The organism is Mycobacterium asiaticum, from assembly GCF_001673365.1.
GTDB classification, from domain to species: domain Bacteria; phylum Actinomycetota; class Actinomycetes; order Mycobacteriales; family Mycobacteriaceae; genus Mycobacterium; species Mycobacterium asiaticum_A.
In genome coordinates this window covers 1-13,904 of the sequence record NZ_LZLS01000191.1, presented here as the reverse complement: position 1 = coordinate 13,904, position 13,904 = coordinate 1, and the positions used below count along the sequence as shown (strand labels likewise).

At 64.6% G+C, this 13,904-nt stretch carries 11 protein-coding genes; 4 read left to right on the top strand and 7 right to left on the bottom strand.

Features of this window, described 5'->3' with window-relative positions; translation table 11 throughout:
• The first annotated feature begins 7 nt into the window (after positions 1-7).
• On the top strand, positions 8-226 hold the full coding sequence (locus A5634_RS21420) for a heavy-metal-associated domain-containing protein (RefSeq protein ID WP_065146140.1): 219 nt from the start codon (positions 8-10) through the stop codon (positions 224-226).
• Here A5634_RS21420 and A5634_RS21415 read toward each other — a convergent pair.
• Positions 223-2,205 (bottom strand): cytochrome c oxidase assembly protein, encoded by a 1,983-nt coding sequence (locus A5634_RS21415; RefSeq protein WP_065146032.1) that lies wholly within the window; start codon positions 2,203-2,205, stop codon positions 223-225. The genes A5634_RS21420 and A5634_RS21415 overlap by 4 nt on opposite strands.
• 95 nt (positions 2,206-2,300) lie before the next feature.
• On the opposite strand from A5634_RS21415, the gene A5634_RS21410 reads away from it, so the two are divergent.
• Positions 2,301-2,939, top strand: a complete 639-nt coding sequence (locus tag A5634_RS21410; RefSeq protein ID WP_065146031.1) for a DUF5134 domain-containing protein — start codon at positions 2,301-2,303, stop codon at positions 2,937-2,939.
• Positions 2,940-3,038: 99 nt separating this feature from the next.
• Here A5634_RS21410 and A5634_RS21405 read toward each other — a convergent pair whose 3' ends face one another.
• From A5634_RS21405 to A5634_RS21380, 6 genes are all read right to left on the bottom strand, one after another.
• Positions 3,039-7,232: an AMP-binding protein gene (locus tag A5634_RS21405; RefSeq protein WP_065146030.1), complete on the bottom strand. Its 4,194-nt coding sequence runs from the start codon at positions 7,230-7,232 to the stop codon at positions 3,039-3,041.
• Positions 7,219-7,452, bottom strand: coding sequence for an acyl carrier protein (locus tag A5634_RS21400; protein WP_155769648.1), 234 nt, complete (start codon positions 7,450-7,452; stop codon positions 7,219-7,221). The genes A5634_RS21405 and A5634_RS21400 overlap by 14 nt, the downstream gene beginning before the upstream one ends.
• A 4-nt stretch (positions 7,453-7,456) precedes the next feature.
• The gene (gene fadD10, locus A5634_RS21395) at positions 7,457-9,070 is read right to left on the bottom strand and encodes a fatty acid--CoA ligase FadD10 (RefSeq protein ID WP_065146028.1); all 1,614 of its coding nucleotides are present in this window, start codon (positions 9,068-9,070) and stop codon (positions 7,457-7,459) included.
• Positions 9,071-9,104: 34 nt separating this feature from the next.
• Positions 9,105-9,668, bottom strand: coding sequence for an FcoT family thioesterase (locus tag A5634_RS21390; RefSeq protein ID WP_065146027.1), 564 nt, complete (start codon positions 9,666-9,668; stop codon positions 9,105-9,107).
• Positions 9,665-10,534 carry a (3R)-3-[(carboxymethyl)amino]fatty acid oxygenase/decarboxylase gene (gene scoE, locus A5634_RS21385; protein WP_065146026.1) on the bottom strand — a complete coding sequence of 290 codons (870 nt, stop codon included), beginning with the start codon at positions 10,532-10,534 and terminating at the stop codon, positions 9,665-9,667. The genes A5634_RS21390 and scoE overlap by 4 nt, the downstream gene beginning before the upstream one ends.
• 224 nt (positions 10,535-10,758) lie before the next feature.
• Positions 10,759-12,138, bottom strand: coding sequence for a PPE family protein (locus A5634_RS21380; protein ID WP_065146025.1), 1,380 nt, complete (start codon positions 12,136-12,138; stop codon positions 10,759-10,761).
• 135 nt (positions 12,139-12,273) lie between these two features.
• Here A5634_RS21380 and A5634_RS21375 point away from each other — a divergent pair, with 135 nt between their 5' ends.
• Together A5634_RS21375 and A5634_RS21370 are read left to right on the top strand one after the other, a co-directional pair.
• Complete coding sequence (locus tag A5634_RS21375; protein ID WP_065146024.1) at positions 12,274-13,083, top strand: class I SAM-dependent methyltransferase; 810 nt, start codon at positions 12,274-12,276, stop codon at positions 13,081-13,083.
• Positions 13,084-13,139: 56 nt separating this feature from the next.
• Positions 13,140-13,838 carry a zf-HC2 domain-containing protein gene (locus tag A5634_RS21370; RefSeq protein WP_065146023.1) on the top strand — a complete coding sequence of 233 codons (699 nt, stop codon included), beginning with the start codon at positions 13,140-13,142 and terminating at the stop codon, positions 13,836-13,838.
• Positions 13,839-13,904 lie beyond the last annotated feature (66 nt).

Sequence of the window (13,904 nt, the reverse complement as noted above, 5' to 3'; positions counted from 1 at the left end):
GGTGCGCATGGCTGAACAGACATTCTCGGTGACCGGGCTGCACTGCCAGGGCTGCGTGGAGACCATCACCACCGCACTGACGGCCTTGAAGCCCGTGAGCGCGGTCAGCATCGACCTGGACACCGAAGGCGCCTCAGCGGTACGTGTTTCGACCAATGTCGAACTCACCCGTGAGCAGGTTCAGGCGGCACTCAAGGACGAGGGAAACTTCACCGTCGTCGGCTAGCGCCGCATCCGGGACAGCTCGCGCAACATCGCGTTGTAGGCTTCCAGCTCGTCATCGGCGTAGTCGCTGTCGGCGTGCCGGTCACTGCGCGACGCGACCTTGCGATCCTGGCGCGCCCACTGGGTGACCAGTGCGACGATGACGATGACCACCGGCAATTCCGTTAGGCTCCAAGCGATTCCACCGCCGAGGTGCTGATCGTCGAGAATGCTCGACACCCATGGCACTCCCACCGATCGGTAGAACGTAGCCCCGATCGGCGACGCCATAGTCATCAGCGCTATACCGAAGAATGCGTGAAATGGCATCACCGCGAACAGCAGACCGATGCGGCCTGGATAGGGCAGTCGACGGGGCCCGGGATCGATGCCGATGATCGCCCAATAGAACAGGTAGCCGACCAGCAGGAAATGGATGGCCATGAACTCGTGGCCCCAGTGGTAGCGGACCAACGTATCGAAAAACGGTGTGAAGTAGACGACGAAGGGCGAGCCGACGAACAGCACGAACGCCACTATCGGGTGCGATAAGAAGGTCGTCACCCGCGAATGCAACAGCCACGTCAGCCATTCGCGCGGCCCCGGCGGATGACCACTGCCGGCGGTCGGCAGCGCGCGCAGCGCCAGGGTGACCGGTCCACCGAGAACCAGCAGCACCGGAATGAACATGTTCAGGATCATGTGCTCGGCCATGTGGACGCTGAACATCGCTGACCCGTAGGCCCGTAACCCCGAGCTACTGGTGAAGATCAGTGCCACACAACCGGCCAGCCACGCCACCAGCCTGCCGACCGGCCACGGGTTTCCGTCGCGCCGAAGGCGTAGATACCCCAACACATACGCGATGGCCAGCACCACACCGGCAATCCCGATGAAACTGTCGAACCGCCAGAAGGTCAGCACACTGACCACGGTCGGTGGCTCGGTCAGTTCATAGCCGAGGAAGACATCCCAGCCGGTGAACCGGTGGGCGAGGAACCGCGGCGCGATCTGGACGGCCATCGCGGCCATCGCGGCGACCGCCGCGATCGTGGCCAGCGCGCCGACGGTGTCGCCTGGCTTGGAGCCGGGTTCGTCGGAAGGCCGGATAAGTCTCCAGCAGTCGGACAGCCAAACCAGGGTCAGCAGAGTTCCGGCGAGAAGACCCAGGCGCGCGAAATCGGACCCGATCGACCAGCCCGGGATCAGCAGGTACAACAGCACAGCGCCGTACACCACAGCCAGTGCCCCGCAGCCGACCTGCACGATCAGCACGCCGCGGGTTCGTGGCGTGCAGGTCCATGCGCCGACGACTTTCATGCCGGTTAACGCAGCCACCGCGACCGCGAAGACGATGGCGGTGCTCGTCGCGTAGTCGTGGTCGGGACCTTGCCCAGGGTTACCGGTCACCGCCGTCGCCACGACGGCGATCAAGGTCGGAATGACCAGTACCGCATGGCCGAGCCACCGGTTGCTGAACCGCAGCGCCACCGCGACCGGCGCCGCGAAAATTGCCGTGACGACCCAGGCGCGTGAAATCTCCGATACTGCAACAGCGTCGAACACCGCGCCACGACGCAGCAGCGCGGCCGGTCCGATACCGGTGTCGTGTGCGGCCTGGACGACGACCATCACCGCGGCCGCCACTACCCAGGCCAGCGAAACACGCTCGGCCACCAGGTGAATCCGGAAAGCGGCCGCATCGATCAAGCCGTCCGGTTCGGGTCGCGAGGTCATCACCACCAAAATCAGCGCGCCCAGACACAGCGCGCCCAAGAACCACGCGACGAAATACCCCACCGGTTCGGCCACGCTGACGAATCCGCCGGGAAATGGGTTGTTGGCTTCGGCGTAGCGGCGCGACCCGGAGACCAGTCCATAGCAGGCGACGGCGACCGCCACCGCGAGGAACCCGACCGTCAGCACGGTCGCCCGCACAAGCCGTGAGCGTGCTCGCGGCGCAGGCAGACCCGAATCGGCGCTCGACCCGTCCGTCTCCACCCTTGCAGCTTACGACCGCACGTCGTAGCGACCTGTGGGCCGGAACGCATAGGTTCGATGACTGTGAACCCCCAACGCTTAGACCGCACCGCGGCATGATCGATGATCTGCCGCTCCGTTGGGTGGTAACGGGCCTGTTCCTGCTGAGCGCGATCGGCTTTGCGCTGGTCACCGACCGCAAGTCCTGGACCTCGGTCGTCAGCCACGGCCTGCACCTCACGATGGCGATAGCAATGGCGGTGATGGTCTGGCCCCAGGGGTTGGGCCTGCCACCGACCCCCGCCGAAGCCTTCTTCCTCGCCGCGGCGGTGTGGTTCGCGATCGCGGCGATCTTCGCCGCGCGGGTGCTCGGCACCCGCTTGGTGCGCGGCTACCACGCGGTGAAGATGTTGGCGATGGCCTGGATGTATGCCGTGATGGGCGGTCATCTGACCCCGCCCGGCATCGACCACCACCTACCGCCCGATGTGCCGGGGATGGATATGGCCGGGATGGACGACATGCCCGAGATGACGAATGCAGCGGGTGCCGGCACGCACGGCTGGATCAGTACCGGCAACTGGATTTGGGCGGCATTCTTCGTGCTCGCCGCTTTCGCCTGGACGTACCGGTTCCTGACGATGCGGCGGCGGCGAGGGTCCCGGGCGTGGCGGGTCAGACTGGGCAGCATGGTTCAGGCCATGACGGCCACCGGCATGGCGATCATGTTCGCCATCATGCTGTTTCAAGTCTGACTTCGCCGATCGTCGTTGTCGCCGAGAGATAAACTGCGCACACGCTTTTCGGCGAGTCGTGTATCTCGGTTATATGTCGCGCCGGTGGCACGCGAGCGATCAGGCCGTTTCAAGCCGCAGCGCCAGAGACCGCACCGATTCGCCTGGTGCGGCAGGCAATTCGGCGGCGGGGCCGAGTTCCAGGGCAACGGCGGGAAAGTCGGCCAGATACTCGGTGTAGGACCGCGTGCCCAATCGCATGCCGAGGGACACCCACGCATCCACCACCGACCATCTACGCGGGTTGGCCTTGGCCCATTCGCTGTCGTCGAGGCGCTGCTTCCACTGCGCGACATCGAGCTCGTCGAGCCCCAGGTCGCCGAGCAGGCTCGCATATTCGACGGCCTCGCCGCGCGCCACGGTGATCCCTCGACCCAGCTCGGTAGCGCCACTCAATTCAGGCAGCAGCCGCAGGATGGCGGTCGCGGCGGCGCGGCCGGTGGTCACCTCTTCGGTCAGCGTCAGCGCGGGGTATGCGCCCAGCGCGATGCAGGCGTCCACCACCGCGACCAGAATGTCGGCGGAGTCGCGCAATTGGTACTCCTCGCCGAGCACGCGGGGCAGTCGCATGATGGTGAAATCGAGAGCCGCCGGCCCTCCCGCCACCGCCAGTTCGGCCAGTGACTTCGACGCCGCGTACGGATAGGGCGCCGCTCGGGGATCGGTGACTTGTGGCGCGGCAACATCGGCGTTGACAACGAACGTCGACAGGTGCACCAGCCTGGCCCCGCGGCTGGCGCACACCTGCACGAGGTCGGAAACCAGCTCCACGTTGGCCGGGCGAAGTTCGCGATAGGGAACCAGCACGTTGGTGTTGCCGATGCAGTTGATGACGGTTCGCGCGCCGGTGTCGCGGAGCAGGGCCTCGAGTTCCGCAGCGCCGAAACCGGCGGCAAGTTGCTCGATCCGTACACCGTCGACATCGCGGAGCGCGGTCCACGGATCGTGTTCGGCGGGTTGGGATCTGGCTGCCAGGACCACGTCGGGACAACGGACCCCGGACTGTTTCAGATCCAGGATGGCCCCGGCGAATCCGGTGCCGAGGATTCCCGAGGCACCCAGCACGACGATCGTCTCACCCGCGCCGGGGGCGGATTCGACGCGAGCGGCCGGTGCCCGCAACGTTTCGAAGTCGCGTTCTATCTCCTCGGCAGTGGCCGGGTCCATCCAGTTATCCGTTGCCGCAACGGCCATGTCGGCTACCAGGTTGGCGGCGGAGTCGGCGCTGATCAGGTCGAGGATCGTGACCTGGCGTCGGAGCATTCTTCGCGTGTCGGGAAGGATCCTGATCAAGTCCAACGAGCCGACGCCTTCGCCGAGCAACGAGGATTCGGGGCCGATGGCGGTGCCAAGGTGCCGGCTCCAAATTTGCGCGAGATCGACCGCTGCCTCGTCGGCGCCTGATCCGAGAGCGGGAACCACGTCCGCGAATTGCGGGATCGTTCGCAGTTTGTCGCTGTCGACTTTGCCGTTGGGCTTGCGTGGGATGCTCCTCGCGCCCACGACGAAGAACGAAGACACCCCGACGCTCAGCAGAATTTGTCGGACGAGTGCGGCGGCCGCCGCATCCTCGGCGTCTTGTCGGGTCCGCTGGGTTTCGAACCACACCCCGAGGCTTCCGTTCTCCACTTCGACGGCCACATCGGTGATCGCTGGGTCTGCCGAAATGCGTTTGGTGACCGCTGCGATGTCGATTCGCTTGCCCGAGACTTTGACGACGTCGTCTTTGCGACCGGCGAAGACCGGGCATCCCTGGGCGTCGATCACCATGCGGTCGGCGGTGGCGAACGCGCGGCGTCGCACGCCGTCCGAGGTGGTGACGGTGCCGAAGCTGGGGTGGGCGGTCCCGAGGTAGCCGGCGGCGACCAAGTCGCCGACGATCACGACTTCACCGAACGCGACGAACACCGTGTTGGGAACGATCGGCCGCCCGAGCCGATTCTGCGCCTCGTGGGTACCCTCACCGGTGATCGGCAAATAGGTAACCACGACGGTGGTTTCGGTGGGACCGTAGCTGGAGACAAGCGATACCTGCTGCGCTGCAGCGGAATTCATCCACTTGTCCACGGCGGCGGGCCGGATGGCCTCACCGCCGACGACGACCTGCCGCAGCTGAGAACGGCCGATCGCGTCGATAGCCTGGCCGTCCTCGCACAGCAGATGCCATACCGCGGTCGGCAAGTCCACGACGGTGGCGTGCGCGGCGACTAGATCGCTGGCGAGCCCGTCCAGGTCACCCGACTTCATCGCCGTACTTCGAACCAGTTGCGCTCCGCTGAAGGCAGCACCGAAGATCTCCTCGACGCTGATGTCCGACGTCAACGGCGCGCACTGCGCGACGGTGTCCTGCGGACCCCATCCGTAGGCGGCGGTGACCGCGGCACAGAAAACCGCCAGCGACTCGTGGCAGACCCGCACCAGCTTGGGCTGACCGGTCGAACCCGACGTCGGCATGACGTAAGCCGTCTTCGTGCCGAGTGACATGTCTTGTGTCACTTGGGCAATGCGCTCGTCGACGAGTGCGCTCACGTGGTCATCCAAGTCCGACGGCAGCTGTGCCGTGCCGAGATCGAACACATGCGCCTTTACGCCGTCGATGTGCTCGGCAATAGCGCTGGCCCGCATTAAAAGTTCGTCGCTGCCCGCACAGATGCTGTAGCCACATCCGGCCAGATGGCATGCGATCAGGAAATCGATTGTCCTGGCGGTGTTGTCGTCGGTAAGCACCATGACGTCACCGGGAGCGGTGCCGTTCTGCACCAACCACGCGACGCACCGATAGATGTCCGGACGAAGAGCGAGAGTCCGCCGCATACCACCGGTCTCACCCACAAACCAGGCCGTCGCCGGTGGCGGCGTCTTCACCGCCGCATCGCCTTGAGCGAGGGCTCCGTCCGGACCGACCTCGAACCACTCGTTGACGCACCTGGCCATCGGCTGATCCCATTGTCCCACCATGGATTCCAGTGCCGCGGCGATTCGTTCGCCGATCAGCTGAGGTGTCCTGCGCTCCGGCAGGTCCGCGCGGTTCCAGATGGACACGGTGAGGGTGCGCCGTTCTTCGTCCAGCACGCTCGCCACGGTCATGCCCTCGACCGGACCTATGTCCGTTGCGACCGGCGCTTCGGCCAAGTACGGGCGCAACCCGGGCGCGCACGCCTCGCGGATGAAGTTCAGCGTCAACGCCTCGACGTGCGCGGTCCGGTTGATCGCCAAATACATTCGGCGGTAATGCTCTTCACGCAGCCACCGGCGCCGGACGGCCTTGACGTAACCACGGTCAAGGGCGCGGACGACGTCCCGCACCGCCGCGAAGGGCGCGAATCTGACTGAGTGGGCCACCGAATTGACCAGGCACGTAGCGACATTCAAGCTCGGGTCGGCGAACCGGTTGTCCACCGCGTGCACGAGCAAGCTCTCGGTGCTTTGTCTTATGCCGGCGTCCACGGCCATAGCGGCGGCGGCGACCAGCACGTTGAGCGGGACCTGCTCTGCCTCCGACCGGCGGAGGATCGTGTCGAAGGCGGCCCCGGAGATCGTCACGGATTCGGTCAGGACCCCCTTTGCCGCCGCGCCGGGGGCATCGGTGCAGCTTTGTCCATACCCGCCGAGGCGCGCCTCTTCGGTGAGCTCACGCCGCACGGCATCGGTGAGCCTCGGTAGCGACTGTTCGACCTTTTCCCTTTCCAGCCGATGCGCTTGCGCCAGCTTTGCTAAACCATCTGTCACACAGAGCGATTCAGCGGCAGTGCCCGCTCCGAGATGGCGGGCAAGGTCGGCCTCGATGATGCCGGTGGCGCCACCGTCGACGACAATGTGGTGCGCATGGACATCGAGGCCGGACACGTCGCCGCCTTCGTCCGTCCAGACGGTATACCGCACCAAAGCCGTGTCGAAAATGCCGGAGGACCAGGTGCGTTGCAGCTCGAAATCGCCCTCTGCCGTGCGCGATTGGTCGCCGGACCGGACCCGCACGATATCGCCGAACTGCAGCAGCGGCACCAGGTCGGGATGGTCGGTCGCCGTCATCGTCATCGTCGCCGGCGTCTCGAGAACGCAGAGTTGCACCGGGTTGTCGCAGACTGTCGCTTCCAACGCGGCCAGGAACCCCGCCAGTGGCAGCGGACGAAATCGATAGCTTTTGCCGATCAGGTACAACGTGGGATCGCCGTCCTGCAGTACCCCGTTGTAGAGGTTCTGTTGCGACTTGCTCAGTGGGACTCGATCCACCCAACCATTGTCAGGCGCGCTCACGCAGATTCTCCAGCTCCCGGACCCATCCGGCGATCGACAGATCCGCTGCCAACCGGGACGGCACATCGGACTCTCGGTTCACATCCAGCTTCTTCATCAGGAGGACGAACCGCACGGAATCCAGTCCGAGGTCTCGAAGATCGGTGGTGTCGCCGTCGATGAGATCGTCCTCGTCGATGTACAACACATCGCACACGGCTGCTAACACTTGCTCCCTGATCGTCTCAACCATGAGCTGCCACTTCGGGTTTCGCACCGTTGACTGACGCGGACAACGAGGTCCGCATGACCTTGCCGGACTGTGTCCGCGGAATTTCGGCGACGATCGTGATCGCCGACGGGCGCGCCATCGACTCCGACTGTTGCCGGAAGCGCGCCGCGATCACCTGCTTGAGTTTGCGGGCTGCCTCCTCGTCCAGCTCGGCCCCAGGAACCGCAGGGACCACAGCCAAACCCACCAGTGCCCCGAACTCCGGGTCCGGAATTTCGTAGCACGCGGCCTCGCGAACGCCCGGCGCACCCTCGGCGATGCGGTCGACCTCGTCGGGTGCGATGTTGACGCCACCGGAAATGAACATCTCCGACGACCTGCCCTTGATGTAGAAGAATCCGTCCTCGTGGCGTTCCAGCAGGTCACCGGTGTTGACCCATCCGTCTACCAGCACCTCTTGGGTTCGCTCGGCATTGTTCCAATACCCCAGCATGTTGGCCGGCGACTTGATCCACAACGTGCCGAAGGACGCCGAGGGCCCAGCGCCCGCCGCAGTGGGCCCAGCGCTGTCCGGCCCCGCATCCGGACCCGCATCCGGACCCGCTAGGTATACCTCAACACCGGGGTAGGGGCGGCCCACCGCGCCTGCTTCGATCTTGGCAATAGAGTCCTCGTCGGTGGGCAAACATAAAGCGGTGCAACCGGTTTCGCTCAACCCGTAAACCTGGGCGGTGCGCACGCCCATTGCTTCGATGAACCGGACATCGGCCGCGATCGCGCGCGAGCCGCCGTACCCGAGCAGTCGCAGCGACGGTATCTTCGCATCGGTTGCCTTCAGCTCCGCGATCAGCTTGGAAAGCAGGGTTGGCACGACGCAGGTAGTCGCGACTTCGTTCCTGCTGAGGATCTCCAGCAGCGAAGTGGTGTTCTCACCGCCGGTGATGCACAGACCGCCGCGCATCAGACAGGTCAGAATCCACCACAGTCCGCCGATGTGGGTCGCCGGCAGCGGCGAGTAGGTGGTTTCGCCGTCGACCCAGCTGACCCAGTTCAGGTTCGCGTCCCGCAGAATGTCCGGGACGGCGAAGAAGGTCCGATTGGCCAGTAGCACGGCCTTCGGCTCACCCGTCGTCCCACTGGTGAAGATCATCGCCAGCGGATCGTCCGCGCCGCCATCCGGGTGCCGGTAATCATCCTCGGCGACAACGACGTCCGCGGGGACGGCGGTCAAGTCAATGGTTATCGCCGGTAGGGCGTGCAGACCGTCGGGCAACGCGGTCCTGCTCCCGGGCGCGATGAGAATCGCACTCGGGGCAGTGATTTGGCCGAAGCGTTCGATGGTGGCCGGCGGAAGGTTGCCGTCGGCCAGCACCGCGATCGCCCCGAGTTTCGCGCAGGCCAGCACCGACAGATATGTCTCTGGTCCGTTGTCCGAAAGGACGAGTATTCGAGATCCCGGTGAAACCGATTGCGCGCGAAGGGTTGCCGCAAGCCGGTTCACTTCGGTGACAAGCTCGGCGTAGCGCAGTGCGCTGTTGCCGTCGCAGCGGCGCAACGCGATTGCCTGCGGCCGCTGCCGTGCCTGTTCGAAGATCCGTCCCAAAACGGTGGCTGGTAAGTGAGACATAGCTGTTGGGTGCTTCCTGGATGTGGTGGGTGCGTCAGGGAATGTTGAGGGCCGCTAGCTCGACCTGGCCGGATGCGGCGCCGCCGTACTCGTCCCAAAACTCGATGTCGCACTTGATCGATAGGTACCGCAAGCTGCGCTCGATCACCTCGAAGTCCTGGCACAGCAACCGGGCCGAGAACTTCTGGGCGTGGATCATCCGCTTGAAGCGCGATGCCGTGTTCTTGATCAGCATGCTCGGTAGTTGCAGATCGAAATAGTCCGAGATCGACCATCCCCGCAGCACCGGGATCTCCTCGTTGAGGATCGCCGGCGCGAAGGCGCTGTAGGCCAGCTGGTTGAAGCACATGATCAGCTCCACCGCGTTGAAGTGCCCGGTGCTCCGAATGTAGGCCGGCTCATTGATGCTGAAATTACCGTAGGCAAGCACCGAATCGGGAGTGGCCTTGTAATTGGCGTCGATGAGATAGCGGCAGCCCTTATAGGCGTACGGTTCGAGAACCTTGACGAGCAGGTGCTCCTCGATCGGGGCCGTGTCGCTGATGTCGGTGAATTCTGCCCGCGCCGGTGTGGAGGGGGACAAGGTAATGGTGGTCATGCTGCATATCCTGGTGTCGTAAGTCCGTCCAACATTGTCAGACGGTGAGTGGTTAAATGGCCTGCGGCGGTGCCGTGCTTTGCTCGGTGCATAAGAGCCCGGTTGTCCCACAGAATGATGTCGCCAACCTCGTAGTGTTGGGTGTGAATGAACGGTGATTTGTACTCGGTATCGAGTTGCCCCGTCGCCTCCATGAGTTCTTGCAGCACGGTCGGATCGAGCACGTTTCCGTCTTTGTCCTCGATCTTGGTGGTGCCGGAAGCGCAAATGTAGAGAATTTCTTGCGCGGTGTGCGGGTGCCTGATCACCGTCGGCCACTTGATCGGCGGCGTCGTCCGGTTGATTTCGTCCCAGACCTCACCGATCGGCTTGTAGACGTCGCGCGGGCGAATCTTGATGTGCCGCCGGGGATCATGCGTGCTAACCGTGCCGCGGACCGGGTCCTGCTTTGCCGTCGGCAGCGAGTCCCAGACCTTGGTCAGGTCGATGAAGTAGGTTCCGCGGTCCGGTCCGGGCACTGTCAGGGGCAGCACCATCGAGAATGCGAACGGCTCCGGCATGAACATGTAATCGATGTGCCAGAACGCGCCGGTTTTCGGAACTCCCTGTCCTTCTTCGGTGGAGGAGACAAAGATTTCCGGGTGGTCCTTGTGGTGATAGAGCGGCTCGTAGTAAGGAACGATTTCGCCGACTATCTTGCCGAGCTTGATGAATTGCTCAGGAGTCGGGTGGACGTCCTTGAGGACAACGAGTTTATTGCGGTAAACAATCTCGCGGATTTCCTCGGTGGATAGATTGTCCAGGTTGGCCGGGTCGAGTCCGGTAACCTGCGCACCGAGCCCCTCGCCTTTTACATTGAGTGTCATTGATGTCTTTCCTGTTGCGTATTGGTGGTTGGGTTCATGCCGACCATTGGAGGTGCGGCGCACAAACACGTTTTATGGCATTCTTAGCCGTGATGGCCTGACCCCCTTAAGTGGATTTTCGAATGATGTCGCCGTATGGTCCGGCTTCAGATAAATAGAGGGTGTCAGCACGCGCTTGCCCGTTTCTTGCGTAATCCTTGGAAGCACGCCGGCAAGAGTCCGCATCATCGACCTGACCAGGTGGCGGGAAGCAGCGGGACCATCGTCGGCTCGGCCATTCCGACTGCGGTATCACCCGTTATCGGGGCGGTGCCGGTGAAGCCGAAGGCGCCGGCGCCCTGGCCGCTTGCGGTGGGACTGTCATCGTCGGCCCTGGTCGCGCCGGCGCATGCGTCGTCCATTTCGGCCGTCGCCTCGAGGAATTCGTCCCGATAGCCGCGCACTCCGGCCTTGGCGCCACTACGGCGGCGGTCGCGGGATCGGGCCGGGGCGATCCGGCTGGCGGCCGCCGCGGCGATGCTCTCAGGCACGCTTTCTCGGGCTTTCAGCCCCGCTCGTGGCCCGGAGCCAACACCGGGCGGCGCCACGCCGGCCACGGCGTAAGTGATGCCGGATGCCGGGACCGAGCTGCTGGCGGCCGGTGAAACGGTGCTGCTGGGCGCGGGACTGCTCGGCTGCGTGCCCAAACCGGTTGCGGTCGAAACCCCCGGTGCCACAGCAATATTCGTATTCAACACGTTCTGTGCGGCGGCCGCGGGTACGGCGCCGTCGGGTAGCAGTTCGGCCAGGGGCGCGGTGTTCAACAACGGGAGCAGCAGCCGCAAGGCGCTCAGCGCGCTTAGGGCCGGTGTGAAAAACGGCAGTAACAGTAGGGAATACGAGGCGTAGTACGGGTACCAGAGGATGTCGTACAGCAGCAGGGCAATCGCCGCCAAAACCAATGTGCTGGCGGGACTGAACCCGAGTTGTCCAAAGAAGTCCAGAAAGTACTGGTAGGGGTTGGCGATGAAATTTTGTAGATCGGTGATGAGTTGAGCGATCGAACTGAATTCGGCCGGCGGCGCGAACTGGGCTTCGGCACCGTTCGCCCGGATCGGCGGGGCAGGTTGGGCCGTCGGTGTAGCTGACATGGCCCCCGCCGTGACGAACTGGTAAGCCGTCATGGTCTCGGCGGCTTGAATCCACATCCGGACGTAGTCGGCCTCGTTGAGGGCGATGGGGATGGTGTTGACCCCAAAGAAGTTGGTGGCGACCAGTACGCCGTGAATGGTGTGATTGGCCGCCAGCTCCGCCAGCGTCGGCATGGTGGCGACCGCGACGCTGTATGCCGCGGCTGCTGTTTCGTGCTGGACGGCGGTGACGGCGCTGTCGGCGGAGGCCTGCTGGAGCCACGCCAGGTACGGACCGTGCGCGGCCACGTAGGCCGCGGCGCTACTGCCCTGCCAACTGCCGGCGTGCACCTCGGCGAGCACCTGGCTCAGCTCGGCAGCAGCAGCGCTGTACTGATTGCTGAGCTCTAGCCACTGTTGCGCAGCGATCAGCAATGATCCCGGGCCCTGCCCCGCGTTCAGCAGAGCCGAATGAACTTCGGGAGGCATGGCCATCCATATCGGGCCGGTCAGGCCTCCACCTCCTCGTGACTACGCGAGGCGGAAACCGACCTTGCTCTGCCCCGTCGTGTTGTAGTCGTCGCAGCTAGGCGGAAAGTTCCCGAAGGCATCATCAGTACTGTCTGAGCTATGCCAGTCTTCGACGCCCGCCACCTCGCCGGGGTATCTGAGACCGCTCTGCTCACGCTGCATCAGCGTGCGACCGAGGCCGCCCGGCCCGACGGCATCATCGACGATCCGATGGCCGTCGCCTTGCGTGACAACATCGACTACGACTTTCACCATTTCGGCCGTACCCATCAGGCCACGGCCCTGCGAGCGCTGGCATTCGACAACGCCGCGCGGGAGTTTCTCGCCATCCATCCGCGTGGGACCGTGGTCGCGCTGGCCGAAGGGCTGCAGACCAGCTTCTGGCGCGTCGACAATGGCGAGCTCAGCTGGCTTTCGGTGGACCTCGAACCGATCGTGCGCATACGCGAACAACTGCTACCGAGCTCGGACCGGTTGCAGTACTGCGCCCAGTCCGCATTGGACTACTCCTGGATGGATCGGGTCGATGACAGCAACGGTGTGCTGATCACCGCCGAAGGCTTGTTGCAGTATTTCGAGCGGGATACTGTGTTCGATTTGATCGCGGCATGTGCCAGACGCTTTCCCGGTGGCCGGTTGGTCTTCGACAGCATCCCGTGGTTATTGAGCGTGTATTCGCGGCGACGTGGGTTCAAGCTGAGCGAGTTCTACACTGCCCCGCCGATGCCGTTCTGGTTCACGGCAAGTCAGTACGCCGAACTTCGCGCCATCGCGGGCGTGCGTGCGGTGCGGGAGTTGCCGGCCCCGGCGGGCCGCGGCAAAATTCTGCCGAAGGTCGTCGCCTTGACCTACCGCCTTTCCGCCCTCGACCGGTTCCGAGCCCCGACCACACTGGTCGAATTCGGCTAGTCCGCCGACTCTGTCCGTCTGGGAACAAATCGTCGGTCGTGCGCGACTATAGAGACATGGATTGCGAGGTGGCCCGCGAAGCGTTGTCGGCCCGACTCGACGGCGAGCGCGAGCCGGTACCGTCGGCGCGGGTCGACGAGCACCTTGCTGGCTGTGCCGCCTGCCGGACGTGGTTCGACCAGGTCGCCGAGCAAGCCCAAGCGCTGCGGCGGCTGGTCGAGTCCCGACCCGTCATCGCCCCCGTTGGACCGTCCCGAATCGGGTCGCCGCCATCAACACCGCGGTCGCGGCTCAGTTGGCAGCGGTGGGCGCTGTTTGTCGTCGGCCTGACGCAACTCGTCCTGGCGGGCGCGCAGGCATTCGGCCTGAGCATGGGCCTGCAGCACCATCCCGGTAACCATCTGCTCAACGAATCGACTTCGTGGTCGGTGGCAGTCGCATTGGCGATGATGGTTGCCGCGTTGTGGACGCGTGCCGCCGCCGGTCTGGCGAGTGTGCTGGCGGCGTTCGTCGGGGTGCTGACCGTCTACGTGGTGGCGGATGCCATCGCCGACAACGTCACCTGGGTCCGGATACTCTCGCACCTGCCGGTAGTGATCGGCGCGGTGCTCGCTGTGGTGGTGTGGCGCAGCGCCGACGGGCCCGAGCCGATACCGGCCGACGTCGCGGCCGACCCCGATATTGTGTTGCCCCAGAACGCATCCCGCGGGCGTCGGCGTGGTCATCTGTGGCCGACAGACGGATCGGCGGCCTAGTACCCGACCCCGCGCTGGACCCGCGGCCCCGCGTCGCCGGAGCGCCCGCCCCGCCGCCAACTGAGC